Genomic DNA, 20,544 nt, shown 5'->3' with positions numbered 1-20,544 from the left:
TGCCCCTACCAGGTCCTGGGCCTGGTGCTGCCGACCGCCGACTTCTGGGAGCTGCTGCAGGCCGACCCCGCCGCATTGACGCAACAACTGTCAACCCAACAGGATGGCGGATGAGACAGTGCCCGGAGCGAACCCAACGCGATCGCCGTAACCTCGTTCCTGAAAAGGGAAATCGCCAGAATCCCCGGAGCGCACCGAGGCGCACCAATTGGCGATCGGCGCGGCGTTCCCCTCGGCCGTCTTGGGGGGGCGCCGAACCGCTCGGCTCGGCGTGACCGAACGCGGAGCGAAGCCAACGCGGCCGACGCAAACCGCCCCGCGGCAGAGCGTTACCGCGATCGAACAGCCTTCCGGATTCGCGCACCGATCCGAAGCCGACCCGTCGGGGAGCGGGGGGGCACGCTGCTGGCTGGGCTGGTCAGAGGCGTCGCCAGCGGACGCCGTCTCGGGCGGGGAGGGCGTCGGCGGCCTCTGGCCCCCAGGAGCCGGCGGCGTAGGGGACGGGGGGAGGGGCGTCGGGGAGGGCCCAGGCGTCGAGGATCGGGGTGATGAACTGCCAGGCGGCCTCGACCTCGTCGGTGCGGGTGAAGAGGGTGGGGTCGCCGAGCATCACGTCCAGGAGCAGGCGCTGGTAGGCCTCGGGCACGGGCCGGGCGAAGGCGGTGCCGTAGCGGAAGTCCATGCGGACGGAGCGCAACCGGCGGCGGGAGCCGGGCACCTTGGCCTGGAAGGCAAGGCTGGTCCCCTCCTTGGGCTGGATGCGGAGGATCAGGTGGTTGACGTCGGGGCTGGCCTCGGTGTCGGCCTCGAAGAGGCTCGTCGGCGGGTTGCGGAACTGGATGGCGATCTCCGTCGTCCGCTTCGGCAGCCGCTTGCCGGTGCGGAGCAGGAACGGGACGCCGGCCCATCGCCAGGTGTTCAGCAGGACCCGCATGGCGACGTATGTCTCGGTGGTCGAGTCGGGCGCCACCCCCTTCTCGTCGAGGAAGCCGGGCACGTCCTCTCCCTGGAGGGAGCCGGCGGTGTACTGACCCCGGACGACCTCGGCAGCGACCTGCTCGGGGGTCCAGCGGGGGAGGGACTGGAGGATCTTGACCTTCTCGGTGCGCACGGCATCGGCCGAGAGGTCGACCGGGGGCTCCATCGCCACCAGGCAGAGCAGCTGCATCATGTGGTTCTGGACCATGTCCCGGATGGCGCCGGCCGTGTCGTAGAAGTCTCCCCGGCCGCCGGCCATCCCCTCGCGCTCGGCCACGGTGATCTGCACCGAGGCGACGTGCCGCCGGTTCCAGATCGGCTCGAAGATCGCGTTGCCGAAGCGCAGGGCGAGGATGTTCTGGACCGTCTCCTTCCCAAGGTAGTGGTCGATGCGGTAGATCTGCCCCTCGTCGAGGACCGCCTGCAGCTCCCGGTTGAGCTGCCGGGCGCTCTGCAGGTCGTGGCCGAAGGGCTTCTCGACGACCACCCGGCTCCAGCTCCGGCCGTCGTCTCGGGGGTAGATCAGGCCCGCCCGGCCGAGCTGGGAGACGATCGGAGCGAAGAACTCCGGCCCGACGGCCAGGTAGAACAGCCGGTTCCCCTTCGTGCCGTGCGTCCGGTCCACCTCCTCCAGCCGCCGCTTCAGCCGATCGAAGGAGGCCGGGTCGTCCAGGTTCCCCTCGACGAAGACGACGTGGGGCGCGAATCGCCGCCACGATTCCTCGAAGTCGTCGCCGCCGCCCTTCTCCAGCGTCTGGCGGAGCGACTCCCGGTACTGGTCGTCCCCCCAGGGTCGCCGACCGAAGCCGACGACGGCGAAGTCGGCCGGCAGGTCCCCCTCCCGGGCCAGTTCGAACAGCGCCGGGGCGAGCTTCCGGTGCGTCAGGTCTCCGGTGGAGCCGAAGAGGACGATCGCGCAGGGCTCCACCGCCGAGGATCTCGGCAGGTGCTCTCGCAAGGGGTTCGACTCGCCGAGGTCTTGGGTCGACGCCATGCTGGGGACCGCCTCTGGATCGGGGGACTCGCCTCGCCGATCGGAGTGTACGGCAGGGGCCGCCGAGGCTTCAAGCGGCCGGGAAGCCCGATCAGCTGCCGATCGGGGCCGAGACCCCGTCGGGAGGCCCCCTCCTCAGCCCCCGGGGCCCGCGGCCGAGTCTCCGGGGCCCCGACCGGGAGCCGATCCTCCCGGCCGGCGTCCGGCCAGGTTGATCCCGTTCCCCTGCCCCTGGTGGTAGAACTCCTGGGACGCCGACAGGTCCTCCACGTCCACCAGCCCCGCCTCCTCGAACCAGCCGGCGACCTCCTCGACGGTATGGCGGGAGGCGTACCGGGGAGCGTACCAGTCGAGCGTGTCGCAGACCCTCACCTCGGGGTCCGGGTGCATCGAGACGCCGATGGTCAGCACGTGCAGCGCCACCCCCAGGCGTTCGACCAGCCGGTTCGGGCTCGCCATCAGGCGCCGCTTCAGACCGCCAAGGGGGGCGGTCGCCCGGCTCATCGCCTCCAGGACGGGGACCGGAAGGCGGGTGGAGATGGCCCGTTGGGCGTCCATGATCGCCTCCAGGACCGGCCGCTCCTTGCGGTACACCCAGACGGCGATCCGCCCCCCCGGCTTCAGCAGCCTCGCCAGGCCGAGGAACGCCCGGCGGGGGTCGGGGGTGTGGTCGAGCACCCCGATCGAGTAGATGTGATCGAACACCCCCTCCCGCAGCGGGAGCCGCAGGAGGTCCCCCCGCACGAACCCGACGACCGGCAGATCCGCATTCAGCTCCCGGGCCGCCCGGACCGACTCGCTCAGGTCCATCCCCACCACCCGGGCCCCGGCCTCGGCCGAGACCCGGACATAGCGGCCCATGCCGCAGCCGCCGTCGAGCACCAGCGCCCCGCGCAGGTCCCGCTCCGACAGGCCGGTCCGGTTCCGGAAGGTCGCCCGGTCCTCCTCGGGCCGGAGGATCCGGTAGCGGTTCCACTGGAGCGAGTAGGTTGAGATCGTCCGGGTCTGGGTCGTCGCTTCGGCCATCGTCGGGAGGGGATCCTGCGGCGAAGGGGGGATCCGGGTCATCCTCGGGGGGCGTCGGCCTTCTCCTCGGCGGCGGAGCGGCGGAGGTAGACCGGTTCCAGCGTCCAGGGGTCGGCGAACCGGCCCTCGGCGACCGCCTCCTCGGCCATCGCCAGCAGCACGATCCCGTCGGGGCCCCCCCGGTCGTCTCGGTCGAGCCGAACCCAGGGCGGCAGCAGCCCCGAGACTCGATCCGGGGTCGGGCAGACCACCCGGGCCCCCTCGGGCAGCCCGGCCGCCCAGGAGGAGGCCGGCACGATCCGGTCGGGCCCCTCCCGGAGCAACGGGGCGCCGGGAGCTCCCCGGGAGAAGGAAGCCGCGAACAGGTCGCCGCGCTGGGCGTCGACGGCGACCTCGACGGCCCGATCCGACGCCGGTGCCCCCCGGGCCAGCGCCTCGAGGCTGGAGAGCCCGACCACCGGGCAGCCGACGGCATAGGCCAGCGCCTTGGCCGCCGTCACCCCGACCCGGAGCCCGGTGAATGAGCCCGGCCCCAGCCCGACCGCCACCGCCTCCAGGTCGGAGGCCCGCAGGCCGACCCGATGGAGCAGCCCTTGGATCGTCGGCACGAGCAATCGGCCGTGCCTCGGCCCCGGTTCGGGGTATGCGGTCTCCCAGCGGCCGTCTCCCGCCGCCAGGGCGACGGCCGGCCGAAGCGTTGCGGTATCAAGCGCCAGGAGGATCACCGTCCGGCTCCGCGTCGAGGGCCCGGGAGGACGGATCTCGCAGCGCGACATGGGGCCACCACCATGGCCTTGACCCTCCCGCGTTCCCGGTCCTACGATACCGTATTCTCCCAGACAAACCAAACGGACCCGGTCATCGTCCGCGCGCCGCCGGCCTCCCAGCGCCTCGACGGGCCGGGTCCGGCTCGGAGACAGCCCCGTGCGTCGAGCCCTGATCAGTGACATCCACGGGAACCTCGAGGCCCTGGAAGCCGTCCTCGACGACATCCAGGATCAGCAGGTCGACGAGATCTTCTGCCTGGGAGACATCATCGGCTACGGCCCCAACCCGCGCGAATGCATCGACCTGGTGATCCAGCGCTGCTCGGTCACGCTGCTGGGCAACCACGACGAAGGGGCCCTGTTCGACCCCAACGGCTTCAACATTGGGGCCGAGCGCGCCATTTTCTGGACCCGGGACCAGTTGGAGACCGGCGGCGACGCCTCCCAGCGCGAGCGCCGTTGGGACTTCCTCGCCGAGCTGCCCCGCACCCATCGCACCGGGCCGTTCCTGTTCGTGCACGGCTCACCGCGCAACCCGCTCAGCGAGTACATCTTCCCGGAAGACATCTACAACCACCGGAAGATGGAGCGCCTCTTCCAGCTCGTCGAGCGCTACTGCTTCCAGGGGCATACCCACGTCCCCGGCATCTTCACCGAGAGCTACCAGTTCTACGCCCCCGAGGAGATCGACTACGAGTACGCCCTCGGCGACGGCAAGGTGATGATCAACGTCGGCTCCGTCGGCCAGCCCCGGGACGGCGACAACCGCGCCTGCTATCTGATCCTCGAGGACCAGGGAGCGGCCGCGGCCGCCGGACCGTCGGCCAACGGCGACCGCTCCTCGTCCGACACCGGGGAGTACGACTCCGGCGCCGGCTCCGCCCCCGCCGGCCCGATCCGGGTCGTCTACCGCCGCATCCCCTACGACTTCGAGGCGACGATCGAGAAGATCTACGCCATCCCCGAGCTCGAGCCGTTCCTCGGCGACCGGCTCCGCCAGGGGCGATGACCCCCCTGCCGGCCGCCCGATCCCCCCGGGCCGGCCGCCCGACGTCCCGCCACCGGTCCCCGGCCCAGGCCACGGTGCCGACCGACCGTCCCGCGCCCCCGCCCCGATCCGCCGAAGCCTCCTTCCCAAGGTCCCCGCGCCGATGAGCACCGAGCCGCCCCCCAGCCAGGATCCCAAGCGGCTGATGCTGTTCATGATCCTGTCCCTGGCCCTGATCACCGGGACCAACCTCCTGCTCTCCCGCTTCGGCCTGCTCCCCGAGCCCGAGGCCCCCCAGGAGGAGCGCATCCTCCAGGCCGACGCCGACGCGGACGGTGAGGAGGCCGGCACCGACGACGGCGCCCCCGGGACCGGCCCCGCCGACGCTCCCCTCGACGGGGAGGACGCCCCGGTCCTCGCCTCGGGGACCGACGCCGGGGACGCCGTCGCCGCCCCCCCCGCCGAGCCAGACGCCGAGCGGGTCAACCCGGCTCTGCTGGTGCTCGGCGGCTCCGCCGCCGGCCAGGGCGAGGACGGCTATCACCTCGAGGTCGTCGCCGACCAGCACGGGGCCAGCATCTCTCGCATCACCTCGACCCAGTACAACGCCGAGTACGAGGACAACAAGCCCCGGCGCCGCCCCCTGACGCTCGTCTCCCTGCCCCCGCACCTGGCGACGATCGACGACCCCGAGTCCTACCGCCTCCGCCTGCTCCTAGGGCTCCAGGAGGCCGACGCGATGCCCAAGCAGGGCGAGCGCCTGGTCGTCGTGGCCGACGTCCTGGGAGTGCTCCACGTCCGCATCTTCGACGACGAGGGCCGCCGAGTCGTCGACGCCGACGAGCGCCAGTTCGCCGCCAAGCCGACCCAGCTCGCCCGCCTGAAGCTCCTCGTCGCCACCCAGCGGGGAGCGGAGTCGCTGTCGAAGACCATCGAGGACCGGATCGTCTCCCAGGCGATCACGCTCGTCGCTCCCGAGCACCGCCCGCTGGCCATCCAGGTCGTCGACGAGGACGAGGACGGCCGACTGATGCCGGTCTCAAACCTGGAGAGCCGTCTCTGGCAGGTCCTCGTTGACGGCGTCCCCTTCGACGAGCTGGGGGAGGAGGAGAAGGCCCGGGCCCGCCCGGTCGCCATCGTTCGAGACGAGCAGGGAACGGAGGTCGCCCAGGAGCTCCGCTTCCGCACCACCCTTCGCGAGCCCAGCGACCTGCCCCCGGTCACGATCACCAAGACCTTCCGCCTGCGCAAGGGGGCCGACGCCGTGGAGGTCCTCCTGGACTTCGCCCTCCCCGAGGGGGCCGACCAGGACCGCTCGGTGATCTACCGGATCGACGGCCCCTCCGGCCTGCCGATCGAGGGGGAGTGGTACACCCACACCTTCCGCAACGTCTACTTCGGCAAGGGAGAGGGGAAAGATGCGGAAGTCTACACCTACTCCTCCTACGACGTCGCCAGCGACCCCGACGGGCCCGACTACGTCAACAACGCGCGCCCGACCGCCTTCGCCGGCCAGGAGAACCAGTACTTCGCCACCTTCCTGAAGCCGGCAAACCCCTCGGTCCAGGTGGCCGAGGCGTCGATGACCGTCGTCGATGCCGACTCCCGGGAACTGAAAAAGGCGGACGTCTCGGTCGACCTCGTCTCCAAGCCGATCGAGCTGGCCCCCGGGGACCACGTGGCCCACGCCTACACCCTCTTCGCCGGGCCAAAGACGGATGCGGCCCTGGGCCCCTACGACGCCGAGGGGCTGGCCATCTACCGCCAGGTCGGCCGGATCCCGGTCATCGGCTTCCTGTTCGACGCCCTCTGGGCGATCGTCGACCCGATCGTCGCGCTGCTGTCGGTCTACGTGATCGGGCCGCTGCTGGAGAACATCTACGCGATGACCGTCGCCATCTCCGGCTGGTTCGGCGGGACTCGAGGCAGCTACGGCATCGCGATCATCCTGCTGACGATCGTCGTCCGGATGGCCCTCTTCCCACTGAGCCGCAAGCAGGCGGCCTCGGCCAAGAAGATGCAGGACCTCCAGCCGCAGATGGCGGAGCTGCGCAAGAAGTACCCGACCGAGGGCGTCGACCCCCAGAAGCGCCAGGAAAACCAGCAGAAGATCGCCCAGGAAACCTTCGCCCTCTACCGCAAGCACGGGGTGAACCCCCTGGGCGGCTGCCTGCCGGTCTTCGTGCAGATCCCGATCTTCATGACGCTCTGGCGCGTGCTCAACGTCAGCGTCTCGCTCCGCCAGGCCCAGTTCCTCTGGATCGACAACCTGGCCGCGCCCGACATGCTGGTGCGGTTCCCGTTCGAGATCCCCCTGCTGGGGCCCTACTTCAACCTGCTTCCCCTCGGGGTGATCGCCCTGTTCTTCCTCCAGATGAAGCTGTTCACCCCGCCGGCCACCACGCCGGAGCAGGAGGCTCAGCAGCGCATCATGAAGTTCATGATGATCTTTATGATGCTCATGTTCTACCGCGTCCCCGCCGGGCTGGCACTCTACTTCATCACAAGCAGCATCTGGTCGATCGGCGAGCGCCTGCTCTTACCGAAGCTCTCCAAGTCCCCCGCTCCCGGCGCGGGCCCCGGAGGGACCGGCGACGACGGGCCCGACGGCAAGGGCCCCTCCTCCGGCGGCGGCGCCCCGAGGGGCGGCTGGCTCTCCCGAAAGCTCGACGAGCTGATGAAGGAGGCCGCCAAGGAGACCACCTACCGCCGAGAGGAGCTCGAACGCCGCCGTCGCGAGCTGGAAACCGGAGCCTCCTCCGCCCCTTCCGACCGCGACCGCGACCGCTCCCGACCCAAGCGGAAGACCAAGCCCGGCAAGCGCCGCTGAGCCGCCCGGCCCGATCGCCTCGCCTCGCCTCGCCTCGCCATCCCGAGTCCGGATCCGAGGCGAGGGCTCCCCGTCGGGATCGCCCGGCATTCCGAGGTCCGACCTTCCCCCTCCCGATGGCCACCCCCGACCCGGCCGACACCATCGCCGCCATCGCCAGCCCCCCCGGGCCGGCGGTGCGCGGCCTGGTGCGGCTCTCCGGCCCCCGGGCGATCGCCATCGGGCTGGAGGTCGTCCGGCTCGATGCGGGAGGGCCGCCTCCGGGCCGGCGCCCCTGGTGGTCCCAGGGCCGGATCGACCTGGAGGGCACTCCCCTGCCCTGCTCCATCACCCTCTGGCCCGGCCCCCGGACGTACACCGGCCAGCCGATGGCGGAGCTCCACACCACCGGCTCCCCCCCCCTGCTCCGCCTGGTGCTCGGCCGGTGCCTGGACCGGGGGGCCCGGCTCGCGGAGCCGGGAGAGTTCACCCTGCGGGCCTTCCTCTCCGGTCGGATCGACCTGACCCGGGCCGAGGCCGTGCTTGCCGTCATCGACTCGACCACCCCCGCCCAGGTCGAGACCGCCCTCCGCCAGCTCGCCGGGGGCCTGGCCGGGCCGATCGATCGGCTGCGCGACCGCCTGCTCGACACCCTCGCCCACCTGGAGGCCGGGCTCGACTTCGTCGACGAGGCGGACGTCGATCCCCTGGCCCGCCGGCAACTGGCCGACGCCCTGGCCCGAGACTCGGCCGAGGTCGCCGCCCTCGCCGACCGCCTCCGGGGCCGGGACCTCCCCTCGGGACGGCCCCGGGTCGTGCTCGTCGGGCCGCCGAACGCGGGCAAGAGCCGCCTGTTCAACGCCCTGGCCGGCGCCGAGCTCGCCCTCGTCTCCCCCGTCGCCGGCACGACCCGGGACTACCTCTCCGCCCCAATCTCGTGCGACGGCCTGCCCGTCGAGCTGATCGACACCGCCGGCCTCGACGACGCCGACGATCCGATCGAGGCCCAGGCCCAGGCCCTCCGAGACGCCCAGGAGGCCGGCGCCGACCTGCTGCTCGACTGCCGGCCGGCGGACGCCCCCCCCCTCGCCCGGCCTCCCCAGGATCACCGCCCCCGCCTGGTCGTCTGGACCAAGGCCGACCTCTCCCCGGATGCCGCCCCCCCGGAAGACGCCCTCGCCACCAGCGCCGAGTCGGGACTCGGGCTGGACCGGCTCCGTGTCGCCATCGCCGACGCCCTCCGCCGCCGGGAGGCCGAGCACGACCCCGCCGGCCTCACCTCCTCCCGGTGCCGGGACGGTCTGGCCCGAGCCTCGGCCGCGCTGGGCCGCGCCGCCGAGGCGATCCGGCTCGACTCCGGAGACGAACTGGTCGCCGTCGACCTGAGGGACGCGGTCGAGGAACTCGGCCGGATCATTGGCGCCGAGATCGACGACGCTATCCTGGATCGCATCTTCCGGCGATTCTGCATCGGCAAGTGAGCCACCGCCATGCCTCTCGTCGTCGTGCTCGGATCGAGCGGTTATGATCTGACGATCCGCCTCCCCCGCCTCCCCCGGCCGGGAGAGACGCTGCTCGGCGGCGACCTCCTCCGGGGGCCCGGCGGCAAGGGGGCCAACGCCGCCGTCGCCGCCCGTCGCGCCGGCGCCGAGGTGACCTTCCTCACCGCCTTCGGCGACGACGACTTCGGCCGCCTGCTCATCGAGCACGACCGCCGAGCGGGCCTGGACCTCTCGTTCGCGAAGACCGTGCCCGGCGTCTCCAATCAGGTGGCGCTCATCTTCGTGGGGGACGATGGGGCCAACAGCATCGCCGTCGCCCCCGGCGCCAGCGCCCGGCTCGGCCCCGACGACATCGATGCCCTGCCCGACGCCGCCTTCCCGAGCGGGGGCGTGCTGCTGGCCTGCCTGGAGGTCCCCGTGCCCACCGTAGCCCGGGGGCTGGCCCGGGCGAAGGCGGCCGGCATGACGACCATCCTCAACCCGGCTCCGGCCGACCCGGCGATCCTGGCCGGCGACCTGCTCCGCCATGTTGACTACCTGACGCCCAACCAGGAGGAGGCCGCCGAGCTCTCCGGCCTGCCCGCCGCCACCATCGAGCAGGCCGTCGAGGCCGCCCGAGCCCTCCGGGACCGCGGCGATTGCGGCGTCATCGTCACCCTGGGGGAGCTCGGCTGCCTCGTGCTCGGTCGCCAGTGGGGCCAGAACCTCGTGCCGGCACCGCTGGTCGACGCGGTCGACACCGTCGGCGCCGGCGACGCCTTCAACGGGGCCCTCGCCGTCGCCCTGGCCGAGGGCCGCCCTCCGCTCGACGCCGCCGTTTTCGCCTGCGCCGCCGGATCGCTCGCCGTCACGAAGCCCGGGGCCCAGGGCGCGCTCGCCTCCCGGGCCGACATCGACCGCCTCCTCGCGGAGGACGCGGCCCGCCGAACCCCATGAACGTCGGAGAGATATTCATGCGTGTCGATCTTCCGCTCGCGCCGCTGCTCTCCGCCATCCTGGTCCTTGGCCCGGCCGCCTTCGCCGAGGATGATCCCGCCCCCGACGAGGCTCCCGCCTCGGCCGACCTGGCCGAGGACATCGCCGCGCTGGAGGCGATGCTCCGCGTCCGGGAGTCTCGCGTGATCGAGGCCAGCCGCTTCCTGGATCTGGAAACCGACGTCCTCAAGACCGCCCAGGAACAACACCAGAGCGGTGCCACTCCCCCCCGGGCCGTCGAGCTCGTCGAGGTGCGCCACGCCTCGGCCAAGGCCCTGCTCGAAGCCAGAAAAGCCGAGCGGGACGAGCTCCGGATCCGCCTGGAATCCCTCCGGCGCTTGCGCCAGTCGCCCAGCCCCGAGCGTGACCGCGCCGAGCTTCGCCAGCGGCTCGAAGACGACGTCCGCATCCAGGAGGCTCGGCTCAACGCCCGGGAAGCCCGCCTCGCCGCGGCCGAGGCGCAGGTGACCTCGGAGATCCACAGCCGGGACAAATTCATCAAGGCCGTCCAGTCCGGCACCGCCGCGGTCGGCGCCGCCCGCCAGGCCCTCTTCCGAGTCGCCGAGGCCACCACCTGGCGAGACACCATGGCCGCCGAGCGTGACGTGACTCGATTGCAACGCGACCGCGCCCGCCGCCGGCTCGAACAGTTCGACGACCCCGGCTCGGCCGACCCGGGCCCCTCTCTCACCGACCCCGAGGAGCTGGCTGACCGCGTCTCGGCCCTGGAGCACACCGTCGAGGTCCTCCGTGACGAGATGTACCACATGCAGTGGGAACTCCAGATCTTCCGCAACATGCAGCACGAGCGGTTCGGCTTCCGCGACCGCGGCGGCACCCCGCCCACCGTCCTCGGGCCGGCCACCCCCCTGCCCTGATGCCTTGTCCGACCTCCGCTTCGGAGCCGCTCCATGCCCGAGTTCACGTTTCTCCCGATCCTGCTGACGACCATGACCGGACTGGCCCTCGCCCACGACCGCCCGACCGGGCCGATCCACAAGACCCGGTCGGCCGTCGTCGCCCGGGGAGGCATCGCCGCCACCAGCCAGCCCCTGGCCGCGCAGGCGGCCGTCCGCGTGTTGCAGGAGGGCGGCAACGCGATCGACGCGGCGATCGCGGCCAACGCGGTGATCGGCGTCGTCGAGCCCATGTCGTGCGGCATCGGCGGCGACCTGTTCGCGATCGTCTGGGACGCGGAATCCAGCACACTGCTCGGGCTGAACGCGTCGGGACGGGCACCGTACCGAACGTCGATCGACCTAATGAAGAAGAAAGGATACGAATACGTTCCGGTCTACGGCCCGTTGAGCTGGTCGGTTCCCGGCTGCGTGGACGGCTGGGCGACCCTGCACGAGCGGTTCGGCTCGAAGCCGATGGCCGAGCTCCTCGCACCGGCGATCCAGTACGCCGAGGAGGGCTTCCCCGTCAGCGAGGTCATCGCCGCCAACTGGAAGGCCGACGAGCCGGCGCTGGCGGCCGTCCCCTCGTCGGCCGCTTGCCTGCTGCCAGGAGGATCGGCACCGGGATATGGGGACGTGTTCAAAAACCCTGACCTCGCCCGCAGCCTCCGCCTCATCGCGGAAGGGGGCCGCGACGCCTTCTACCGAGGCGAGCCCGCCCGGATGATCGTCGCCTACTCCGATGAGGTCGGCGGGCTCTTCTCCCTGAAGGATTTCGAGGACCACGAAAGCACCTGGGTCGATCCCGTCTCCACCAATTACCGAGGCTACGACGTCTGGGAGCTGCCCCCCAACGGCCAGGGGATCGCGGCGCTTCAGATGTTGAACATCCTGGAACGCTACGATCTGGCAAGCCTGGGCCACAACTCGGCCGAGGCCCTGCACCTGATGATCGAGGCCAAGAAGCTCGCCTTCGAAGACCGCGCGACCTACTACGCCGACCCCGAGTTCGCGAACGTCCCCGTCGAGACGCTCATCTCCAAGGAGTACGCCGACCGCCGCGCCACGCTGATCTCCCCGGATCGGGCGATGGCGAGTGTCGAGCCCGGCCTGCTCGAATCGGACACGATCTATTTGACCGTCGTGGACGAGGACCGCAACTGCGTCAGCCTGATCCAGAGCAACTTCCACTCCTTCGGCTCGCACCACGTTCCCCGAGGCCTCGGCTTCCCGCTCCAGAACCGCGGCGCCTGGTTCTCGCTCGACCCGAACCACGCGAACCGCCTGGAGCCGCACAAGCGGCCCTTCCACACGATCATCCCCGGCTTCGTCACCAAGGACGGCGCCCCCTGGCTGAGCTTCGGCGTGATGGGAGGCGACATGCAGCCTCAAGGACATGTTCAGGTTCTCTGCAACATGATCGACTTCGGGATGGATGTCCAGGAGGCGGGCGATGCCCCCCGCTTCCGCCACTTCGGCTCCTCCGAGCCGACCGGCCAGCCGGGCGAGGGAGGCGGCTTCGTCTCGCTGGAGTCGGGCATCGGCCCGGAGGTGCGCCAGAAGCTGGAGGCGATGGGGCACCGGCTCGACGACCGCCCCGGCGGCTACGGCGGCTACCAGGCGATCCGGATCGACCGGGAACGCGGCGTGCTCCTCGGCGGCTCCGACCCGCGCAAGGACGGCGCCGCGATCGGATACTGACACGATCGAGGCCCCCCCGATGGAGACGGCCAGGCTGATCGAGGTCCTCTCGCATCCCGATGCGTACCCGCATCCGGCCGATGCGGTCGAGGTCCACCAGACGCACCTCTCGGCCGTCTTCCTCGCGGGGAGGTTCGCCTACAAGGTGAAGAAGCCGGTGTCGTTCGCGTTCGTCGACTTCTCGACGCTCGCCCGGCGCCGGCACTTCTGCGACGAGGAGATCCGGCTCAACCGACGGCTCGCGCCGGGCGTCTATCTCGACGTCGTGCCCGTCTGCCGCTCGGATGATGGGGGGCCGCGGATCGGCGGCGACGGCGAGGTGATCGAGTGGGCCGTGAAGATGGAGCGGCTCGACGACAACGACCGGCTCGGCCCCCGGCTCGATCGAGGGGACGACCCGCTCGACGCCCTGGCCGATCGCCTCGCCGAGTTTCACCGCCGGTCCGATCGCGGCCCCCGGATCACCGAGGCGGCGCGATTCGATGCGATCGCGAAGAACGCCGAGGCGAACTTCGACGAGTCGTCCCCGCTCGTCGGCCGCACGGTGAGCCGGGCCGTCTTCGACCGGCTGCGGGCCGAGACGAGGTCGGAGCTGGAGCGCCTCCGCCCTCGGATCGAAGCCCGAGCCGATCGCGGTCTGCCCTGCGACGGCCACGGCGACATCCGGATGGACCATGTGTACGCCCGCCCCGATCTCGACCCGCCGGCCGATCTGATCGTGGTCGACTGCATCGAGTTCAACGAGGGGCTGCGCCGGCTCGACCCGATCTCGGACATCGCCTTCCTCGTGATGGACCTGATCGCCTCGGGCCGACGGGCCGAGGCCGATCGCTTCGCCCTCGCGTACCTCGACGCCTCGGGGGATCACGAGGGGGCCGCGCTGCTCCCGTTCTATCTCGCCTACCGGGCGGCCGTCCGAGGCAAGGTGGAGGGGCTCGCGACGACCGAGGCCGAGCTGGACGAGGCCGAGCGCTCGGAGGCTCTCGCCGAGGCGAGGGGCCACTGGCTGCTGTCGCTCGCCACGCTCTGCTCCCCGGCCGATCGGCCCGGACTGGTGCTCGTCGGCGGGCTGCCCGGAGTCGGCAAGTCGACGTTGGCGCGACGGCTCGCCGCGGAGGCCGGCTTCGAGGTTATCCGCTCGGACGAGGTCCGCAAGGAGCTGGCCGGGCTCCCTCCCGAGGCCTCCTCGACGGCCGGGTTCGAGGAGGGGATCTACACGCCCGAATGGACGGAGCGGACCTACGCCGAGTGCCTCCGGCGCGCCGATCTCCTCCTCTTCGAGGGGGCCCGGGTCGTCGTCGATGCGTCGTTCGGGAGCGAGGACCAGCGCCGACGCTTCCTGGGGCTGGCGGCCCGGCGGTGCGTCCCCGGGGTGTACCTCGACTGCCGGGCTCCGGCCGGAGTCGTCCGCGATCGGCTCGCTCGGCGTTCAGGGGACGTTTCTGATGCCGATGTGAGCATCTACGAACTCGCTGTGAGCCGTCGGGAGGTCCCGACCGGCCCCGAGGCGGTCCTGGTCGACACGGGAGGCGACCCCGACGAGTCGGCCGGCGCGGCGAAGGAGGCGCTCCGGGAGGCCGGGCTGCTGCCGTGAGGCTCGGCCGGGATCAGGGCAAGGGGTGATGCTCGAAGTAGTTGCTCAGGGCCCGGACGCGCCGGACCTGGTATGAGACGACGAACCCCGACGCCGCCAGCGCCGACGCGAAGACGAAATGCCGGTAGGGCGAGTCCTGCCCTAGCTCCGGGAAGCCCTGGCCGATGGCCAGCGCGGCGTAGCCGGCGACCGAGAGGAAGGTGGTCAGCCAGACCATCCGCTCGCGAAACCAGAGGCCCGAGGCCGACACCAGCAGGAAGTACCCCGAGACCAGAGCGGTGTTCAGCCCCTGATTGACGTAGACCAGCAGGCTGAACAGCAGCACGTCGGCCGCCGACCAGGCGTATCGGCCGAGGTCGGCCCAGCGGGGCCGGTGCAGCAGCCGCTGGCAGAGGAACGAGGCGATCGCCCAGCAGAGCACCACGGTGAAGGCCAGCGACGAGGCGGATCGGGTAGAGGCGATCAGCGAGTGGTTCAGCGCCACGATGACGCCGCAGATCGCCATCGTCCCCAGCCGGGAGGCCAGCGCGGGCTCCCTCCTCGCCCAGCGTCGGAGGCGGTGCCAGGGGCCTCCCCGAGTGGCCTCGACGGGCTCGCCTCGGAGGAAGTGGTCAAGGTCGTCGGCCAGGTCTCGGGCCGAGGCGTAGCGGTCGGCGGGGTCCTTCTCCAGGCACTGCAGGCAGATCTTCTCCAGCGCCTTCGGGACGGCCGGATTGAGCAGGCGAGGGTGGGGGGGCTCTCCCTCGATGACCTGCACCAGCGTCTCCAGCGGGGCCGAGCCGTCGTGCGGGGGGCGGCCGGTGAGGCACTCGTAGAGAATGGCGCCGAGGCTGTAGATGTCGCTCGCCCGGCCGACCTGCCTCCCCCTGCCGGCCGCCTGCTCGGGAGCCATGTAGCCGGGGGTGCCGACGATGGCGTTGGAGGCCGTGACGCGCTCCTCGCTCTCCAGCACCTTGGCCAGACCGAAGTCCGAGACGTTGGGATTGCCGGCCTCGTCGAGCAGGATGTTCGAGGGCTTCAGGTCCCGGTGAATCATCCCCTGGTCGTGCAGGTAGTGCACCGCCCGGGCGACGACCATCACCAGACGGGCGGCCGTCTCGACCCCCATCCCCCCTTCCCGGATCACCTGCGCCAGGCTCTTGCCGGCGACGTATTCCATGGTGAAGAAATGCTGACCCCCATGCTCGCCGACCTCGAAGATGCCGACGATGTTCGGGTCGCGCAGCCGGGCGGCCGAGCGGGCCTCGGCGTAGAACCGAGCCACCTGGTCGGCCGAGGCCAGATGGCTGGAGAGGATCATCTTCAGGGCGACGATGCGGTCGAGGTCCTTCTGCCTCGCCTTGTAGACGACCCCCATGCCTCCCCGGCCGAGCTCGCAGAGCAGCTCGTACTTGCCGAAGGCGCGGCGGATGGCGACCTGCGGGCGCTCGGGCTCGTCCCGGAGCGAGAAGCCGTCGTCCTGGCCGGCGCCGGCGTCGGCATCGGGAGCGAGGGTGACCGTGTCGCGGAGGTCGGCCGTCTCCCCGGCCGGATCGGCTCGGATCGAACCCCGGGGGTCGGGCGTCGGGCCGTCGCTCATGGGAGGTGCGATGGATGGCGGAACAGACGGAAACGATGCCCCGGGCGGCCCGTTGATTATGCGATGATGCCCGCCCGATGGCCAGGGGAGGGCCGGCGATCCGCCCTCGATCCGACGGAGCGACGCCCCGGGGTCAGCCCTCGCGGCGGCGCCAGATGCCCAGCACCGACTTCCCCGCCCGGTAGCCGATCGCCGGGTCGAGCACCCGGGAGGCCCGCACCAGGTAGCGGTCCCAGAAGGCGACCTGGGAGGGGGTCGGCATCGCGCTGCGGAGCAGGAAGCGGTTGCCCAGCGAGGCCAGCAGCCCGGCGGTGTCGAGGTAGGCCAGGCGCACCGGCTCCAGCTCGGGGGGCGTCAGCGCGGCCAGGGTCCGCTTGCTGTATCGTCGGTGATGGCCGATGGCGCGATCGAAGGGAGTATACAGCCACTGGTGGGCCGGCGAGAGCACGGCGACATGCCCGCCGGGACGGAGCAACGACGCGGCTCGGGAGAGTTCCTCGGCGTCCTGCTCGATGTGCTCCATCACGTCGATGTAGAGCACCGTGTCGAACAGGGGATCGCCGACGAGGTCAGCGGTCGTGCCGACCTTGACCCGGCAACAGGCCGGCAGCTCGCCGGCGGCGATGGCGGCTCCCAGGCGGGAGGCCAGGGCGGCGTCGGGCTCGAGGCAGACCCAGCGGCGATGCTCTCGCTCTGCCCGGCAGAGGAACCGGGTCGTGCCGCCGAAGCCGGCGCCGACCTCCAGCACCTCCGGCCCAAGCGCCCGGGACAGCTCCCGGGCCAGGGTCGACTTCCAGACCCGGGCGTCGGCGAAGAGGTCGAGTTCCGATCCCTCGTAGGTGTAGCGAGCCATGCTCACGCTCATGATTCACCCGGGAAGACGGTGCGGAGGGGACCGGCGAAATACGCGTAGTCTCGGATCGGCAGGAAGGTCAGTCCCTGTCGACCGCTGAGGGTCACGAAGCAGAACAGCAGCGCCAGCATCACCGCCTGGGCCAGCAAGATCACCGAGATCCCCACGGCGGTGGTCGCCCAGCCGGGGATGGCCAGCTCGGTCGTCAGCCGGACGGCGACCACGATCGCGACGGCCAGCACATCCAGCGCGATCAGCCCGAGGGACACCACCAGCAGGCGGACCCCGATCAGCTCGCTGTGCACCGAGATGGCGCTGAGCCCGTGCACGACCAGCCGGACGAAGTTCATCCTCGGCTCGCCCTGCAGCCGCTTCGCCCGCTGGGTGGGGACCGAGCAGTGCGGCTGCCTCGAGTTGAAGGCGGCGGCGGCGTAGTGGTTCCACAACTCGGAGACGACCGCCAGGCTCTCCAGCGACCGCCTCGGGATGACGCTGAAATTCCCGACGCGAACGTCGAAGCCGGTCAGGAGGCGATGCGTGATCCGATAGAGCTTGTAGAAGACCTGGAACTTCAGCGACTCCGATCGCCTCGTCCGGTCGGCGAAGACGATTGCCCGCCCCCCCTCGGCCCGGAATCGATCGAGCATGCGGGGGATGTCCCTCGGGTCGTCCTCGCCGTCGCCGTCCATCACGACGAGGCACTCGCACGACGGCAGGCGGTCGGCGACGAAGGCCAGGCCAATGGCAATCGCCCGCTGGTGGCCGAGATTCCGCTTCAGCCCCAGGATCGAAACCCGCCCCAGGGCGCGATACCCCGAGAAGGGCGATCCCGGGGCGGTCGTCGATCCGTCATCGACGATCAGCACGTCGGCCGACAGCCCGTGGGCCAGCAGCACCCGGTCCAGCTCCGGCAGCAGCAGTTGCAGGGCCTCCCAGTCGTTGAAGACGGGGATCAGGACGACGAGCGGGCTCCCGGCATCGGGAGGGACCGGATGCGTCGGCGTGCTCGTCGCGACGGGATCGCTCATCGCGGGATCGGCCTTCCGGGACCGTCGATCATCCTGGCCGCTCCGGAGGAGTCCGCCCCCCTCGCGGGATGGCTTGCGCGTTGGGGACCCAGGCGATACCTACCACAACCCCGCCAAGGGGACAACGGCAGTCGCCTCGAGGATCCGGCGCTCGGCCTTGCGGCTTCAGCCATCGACTCCCGAGGCCATCCGCTCCAGCTCCTCCTCGTCGATCACGGGAATGTTCAACTGTCTGGCCTTCTCGAGCTTGCTGCCGGCCTCCTCGCCGGCGAGGAGGAAGGAGGTGTTCTTCGAGACCGAGCCCGTCACCTTGCCGCCGGCCCGCTTGATGAGGGCCTCGGCCTCGGCGCGGGACCGCCGGGGGAGCGTGCCGGTGATGACGAAGGTCTTCCCCGCCAGCGGAAGCCCGTCGGCGGTCTGAAGCTCCGGGAGCGGCTCGGGGGAAACGCCCGCGGCGAGCAGGTCGTCGAGCAGGGCCTGATGCGTCGGGTCGTCGAAGAACTCGCGAACGCTGGCCGCGACGACGTGGCCGATCTCGGGAACCCCCTCCAGCTCCTCGAGCGAGGCGAGGCGGATCGCCTCGATCGTCTTGAACCGACGGGCCAGGATCTCGGCGATCCGGGTGCCGACGTGCCGGATCGTCAGGCCGGTGAGCAGGCGGTCGAGCGTTCGGTGCTTGCTCGCCTCCAGCGCGGCCACGAGATTGGCGGCCGACTTCTTGCCCATGCGATCGAGCCCCGCGAGCGTCTGCTCGTCGAGGCGATACAGGTCGCCGAGCGACCGGACGAGGCCCGAGTCGACCAGCTGCGCGATCAGCTTCTCGCCCAGGCCGTCCACGTCCATCGCGTCGCGGTGGGCATACCAGCGGAGCCATTCCTTGAGCTGGTCCGGGCATTTCGAGGGCGGGTTCGGGCAGCGGGCGTCCACCGCTCCGGGAGGACGATGGACGGGGGCGCCGCAGCTCGGGCAGTGGTCGGGGAAGACATACGGGACCTCCGATCCGTCCCGGGCGTCGGCCTCGACCCGGACGACCTGCGGGATGATCTCGCCGGCCTTCTGGATCACCACGGTGTCGCCGACGCGGACCCCCTTGCGCTCGATCTCGTCCGGGTTGTGCAGGCTCGCCCGTTTGACGACCGTGCCGGCCAGCGGCACGGGCTCCAGCTCGGCCACGGGGGTCAGCTTGCCGGTCTTGCCGACCTGGACGGTGATGCCCAGGATTTTTGTGATCGCCTGCTCCGCCTCATATTTGTAGGCGATCATCCAGCGCGGGCTCTTGGAGCGCTGGCCCAGGCGGGCGCGCTGGCCGAGGTCGTCGACCTTGATGACCAGCCCGTCGATCTGGAAGTCCAGGTCGAAGCGGCCGGATTCCCAGGAGAGGGCGTGGGCGATCACCTGCTCGATGTCGTCGAAGCAGGCGTTGTACGGACTGACCGGGATGCCCCAGGTCCGGAAGAGCGAGAGGATCTGCTCATACGAGGTGATGCCCTCCAGGCCGCGGACCTCCCCCAAGCCGTGGGCGACGAACAGCAAGCGGCGTTGGCCGCAGATCCTCGGGTCGAGCAGCTTGAGCGAGCCGGCCGTCGCGTTTCGGGGGTTGGCGAACGGGGGCAGGCCCTCCCGCTTACGGCTCTCGTTGAGGCGGACCAGCTCGGAGTTGGTCATATAGACCTCGCCGCGCACCTCCAGCACCGGAGGAGGGTCGTCGGCCAGGGTCAGGGGGATGCTCCGGACGGTGCGGAGGTTCGAGGTGATGTCGTCGCCGCGCTCGCCGTCGCCCCGGGTGGCGCCGAGCACCAGGCGGCCCCCCTCGTAGCGGAGCGAGACGGCCACGCCGTCAACCTTCAGCTCGACGTCGTAGCGGACGGCCTCTCCCTTGGTCAGCCCCTTGCGGACGCGACGGTCCCACTCCCGGATCTCGTCGAGGGTGTAGGTGTTGTCGATCGAGAGCATGGGGACGGCGTGGCGGACCGTCTCGAACGCCTCGATCGGCGCCCCTCCGACGCGCTGGGTGGGGCTGTCGGGAGTGACCAGCTCCGGGTGGGCGGCCTCCAGCTCCTCGAGCCGCTTGAGCAGCCGATCGAACTCGCGGTCGCTGATGACCGGGGCCGCCTCGACGTAGTAGAGGCGGTTGTGCCGCTCGATCTCCCGCCGCAGCTCGGCGACCTGCCGGGCCAGTTCGTCGGTCGCCATCGTCGCCCCCTTTCCCTTCCTGGGGGGCCCCGTCGGCCTTGATCGGGGCCCGAGAATGGATCGGTCGCGACCGCCCGGCGAATCCAGTCGAGGGGAGGGCCGAGCCGAGGAGGGGCCCGCCCCCCGATCAATCAGGACTCGGCGACCCAGTCCTGGCCGGCGAGGTCGTAGTCGAGGATCTCCTCCGGCTGGAACCAGAGGGCGATCTCCCGGGCCGCCGACTCGGGACTGTCGCTGCCGTGGATCAGGTTGTTCTGCTTGCTGACGGAGAAATCGCCGCGGATGGTGCCCGGGGCGGCCTCGATGCCGCTGGTCTTGCCCATCATCCCCCGGACGACCGCCACGGCCTCCGGGCCAGCGATCACGGCGACGACCACCGGGCCTCCGGTGATGAACCGGATCAGCCCCGGGAAGAACGGGCGCTCCTTGTGCTCGGCGTAATGCTGCTCGCCCAGTTCCTTCGAGACCTGAATCATCTTCAACGCGGCGATGCGCAGCCCCTTGGCCTCGAACCGCTGGAGGATCTGGCCGACGAGCCGGCGTTGGACGCAGTCGGGCTTGAAGATGACAAGGGTGCGTTGCATGGCGGGGGGCCTTGGTAGCTCGGGTGGGGGCGATCCGGCCGGGCCGGATCGCGGCGAAGGCGGTGCGATGGGGA

General features: G+C 71.1%; 15 protein-coding genes. 7 read left to right on the top strand and 8 right to left on the bottom strand.

Annotated elements, in window-relative coordinates:
* Positions 1-418 precede the first annotated feature (418 nt).
* The 3 genes from zwf to tsaB form a co-directional block, all read right to left on the bottom strand.
* Positions 419-1,972: a glucose-6-phosphate dehydrogenase gene (gene zwf / locus TsocGM_RS22865; RefSeq protein WP_126727782.1), complete on the bottom strand. Its 1,554-nt coding sequence runs from the start codon at positions 1,970-1,972 to the stop codon at positions 419-421.
* A 135-nt stretch (positions 1,973-2,107) separates the two neighbouring features.
* The gene (locus TsocGM_RS22860) at positions 2,108-2,998 is read right to left on the bottom strand and encodes a class I SAM-dependent methyltransferase (protein ID WP_126727781.1); all 891 of its coding nucleotides are present in this window, start codon (positions 2,996-2,998) and stop codon (positions 2,108-2,110) included.
* 38 nt (positions 2,999-3,036) lie between these two features.
* Positions 3,037-3,723, bottom strand: coding sequence for a tRNA (adenosine(37)-N6)-threonylcarbamoyltransferase complex dimerization subunit type 1 TsaB (gene tsaB / locus TsocGM_RS22855; protein WP_126727780.1), 687 nt, complete (start codon positions 3,721-3,723; stop codon positions 3,037-3,039).
* Between the two features lie 199 nt (positions 3,724-3,922).
* Between tsaB and TsocGM_RS22850 the strand changes: the two genes are divergently transcribed.
* The 7 genes from TsocGM_RS22850 (at position 3,923) to TsocGM_RS22820 (ending at position 14,233) form a co-directional block, all read left to right on the top strand.
* A complete protein-coding gene (locus tag TsocGM_RS22850; protein WP_126727779.1) occupies positions 3,923-4,774 on the top strand; it encodes a metallophosphoesterase family protein in 852 nt (283 codons plus the stop codon).
* Positions 4,775-4,916: 142 nt separating this feature from the next.
* On the top strand, positions 4,917-7,583 hold the full coding sequence (gene yidC / locus TsocGM_RS22845; protein ID WP_126727778.1) for a membrane protein insertase YidC: 2,667 nt from the start codon (positions 4,917-4,919) through the stop codon (positions 7,581-7,583).
* 116 nt (positions 7,584-7,699) lie between these two features.
* Entirely contained in the window at positions 7,700-9,043 is a 1,344-nt protein-coding gene (locus tag TsocGM_RS22840) for a tRNA modification GTPase (RefSeq protein WP_126727777.1), read from the top strand.
* A gap of 9 nt (positions 9,044-9,052) precedes the next feature.
* Positions 9,053-10,000 carry a ribokinase gene (locus TsocGM_RS22835; RefSeq protein ID WP_126727776.1) on the top strand — a complete coding sequence of 316 codons (948 nt, stop codon included), beginning with the start codon at positions 9,053-9,055 and terminating at the stop codon, positions 9,998-10,000.
* Between the two features lie 17 nt (positions 10,001-10,017).
* The gene (locus TsocGM_RS22830; protein WP_126727775.1) at positions 10,018-10,917 is read left to right on the top strand and encodes a hypothetical protein; all 900 of its coding nucleotides are present in this window, start codon (positions 10,018-10,020) and stop codon (positions 10,915-10,917) included.
* Between the two features lie 33 nt (positions 10,918-10,950).
* Positions 10,951-12,639: a gamma-glutamyltransferase gene (gene ggt, locus TsocGM_RS22825; RefSeq protein ID WP_126727774.1), complete on the top strand. Its 1,689-nt coding sequence runs from the start codon at positions 10,951-10,953 to the stop codon at positions 12,637-12,639.
* A gap of 19 nt (positions 12,640-12,658) precedes the next feature.
* Complete coding sequence (locus tag TsocGM_RS22820; RefSeq protein WP_126727773.1) at positions 12,659-14,233, top strand: bifunctional aminoglycoside phosphotransferase/ATP-binding protein; 1,575 nt, start codon at positions 12,659-12,661, stop codon at positions 14,231-14,233.
* 13 nt (positions 14,234-14,246) lie between these two features.
* Here the strand turns inward: TsocGM_RS22820 and TsocGM_RS22815 are convergent, their stop codons facing one another.
* From TsocGM_RS22815 to ndk, 5 genes are all read right to left on the bottom strand, one after another.
* Positions 14,247-15,812: a serine/threonine-protein kinase gene (locus TsocGM_RS22815; protein ID WP_126727772.1), complete on the bottom strand. Its 1,566-nt coding sequence runs from the start codon at positions 15,810-15,812 to the stop codon at positions 14,247-14,249.
* 133 nt (positions 15,813-15,945) lie between these two features.
* Positions 15,946-16,677, bottom strand: coding sequence for a class I SAM-dependent methyltransferase (locus TsocGM_RS27735; protein ID WP_261341650.1), 732 nt, complete (start codon positions 16,675-16,677; stop codon positions 15,946-15,948).
* On the bottom strand, positions 16,674-17,693 hold the full coding sequence (locus tag TsocGM_RS22805) for a glycosyltransferase (protein WP_126727771.1): 1,020 nt from the start codon (positions 17,691-17,693) through the stop codon (positions 16,674-16,676). The genes TsocGM_RS27735 and TsocGM_RS22805 overlap by 4 nt, the downstream gene beginning before the upstream one ends.
* 165 nt (positions 17,694-17,858) lie before the next feature.
* Positions 17,859-19,886 (bottom strand): NAD-dependent DNA ligase LigA, encoded by a 2,028-nt coding sequence (gene ligA / locus TsocGM_RS22800; RefSeq protein ID WP_126727770.1) that lies wholly within the window; start codon positions 19,884-19,886, stop codon positions 17,859-17,861.
* Between the two features lie 131 nt (positions 19,887-20,017).
* Positions 20,018-20,470: a nucleoside-diphosphate kinase gene (gene ndk / locus TsocGM_RS22795; protein WP_126727769.1), complete on the bottom strand. Its 453-nt coding sequence runs from the start codon at positions 20,468-20,470 to the stop codon at positions 20,018-20,020.
* Between the last annotated feature and the right edge of the window lie 74 nt (positions 20,471-20,544).

The organism is Tautonia sociabilis (assembly GCF_003977685.1).
Taxonomy (GTDB): domain Bacteria; phylum Planctomycetota; class Planctomycetia; order Isosphaerales; family Isosphaeraceae; genus Tautonia; species Tautonia sociabilis.
Note: the sequence above shows the minus strand (reverse complement) of the source record. Positions and strands in the feature narration are given on the sequence as shown.

Bases quoted from the DNA above. Each gene is read 5' to 3' on its own strand.
- TsocGM_RS22860 (WP_126727781.1), bottom strand. From the start codon at position 2,998: ATGGCCGAAGCGACGACCCAGACCCGGACGATCTCAACCTACTCGCTC.
- ligA (WP_126727770.1), bottom strand. From the start codon at position 19,886: ATGGCGACCGACGAACTGGCCCGGCAGGTCGCCGAGCTGCGGCGGGAG.
- TsocGM_RS22830 (WP_126727775.1), top strand. From the start codon at position 10,018: ATGCGTGTCGATCTTCCGCTCGCGCCGCTGCTCTCCGCCATCCTGGTC.
- TsocGM_RS22835 (WP_126727776.1), top strand. From the start codon at position 9,053: ATGCCTCTCGTCGTCGTGCTCGGATCGAGCGGTTATGATCTGACGATC.
- TsocGM_RS22815 (WP_126727772.1), bottom strand. From the start codon at position 15,812: ATGAGCGACGGCCCGACGCCCGACCCCCGGGGTTCGATCCGAGCCGAT.
- ggt (WP_126727774.1), top strand. From the start codon at position 10,951: ATGCCCGAGTTCACGTTTCTCCCGATCCTGCTGACGACCATGACCGGA.
- zwf (WP_126727782.1), bottom strand. From the start codon at position 1,972: ATGGCGTCGACCCAAGACCTCGGCGAGTCGAACCCCTTGCGAGAGCAC.
- yidC (WP_126727778.1), top strand. From the start codon at position 4,917: ATGAGCACCGAGCCGCCCCCCAGCCAGGATCCCAAGCGGCTGATGCTG.
- TsocGM_RS22805 (WP_126727771.1), bottom strand. From the start codon at position 17,693: ATGAGCGATCCCGTCGCGACGAGCACGCCGACGCATCCGGTCCCTCCC.
- TsocGM_RS22840 (WP_126727777.1), top strand. From the start codon at position 7,700: ATGGCCACCCCCGACCCGGCCGACACCATCGCCGCCATCGCCAGCCCC.
- TsocGM_RS22820 (WP_126727773.1), top strand. From the start codon at position 12,659: ATGGAGACGGCCAGGCTGATCGAGGTCCTCTCGCATCCCGATGCGTAC.
- TsocGM_RS27735 (WP_261341650.1), bottom strand. From the start codon at position 16,677: ATGAGCGTGAGCATGGCTCGCTACACCTACGAGGGATCGGAACTCGAC.
- ndk (WP_126727769.1), bottom strand. From the start codon at position 20,470: ATGCAACGCACCCTTGTCATCTTCAAGCCCGACTGCGTCCAACGCCGG.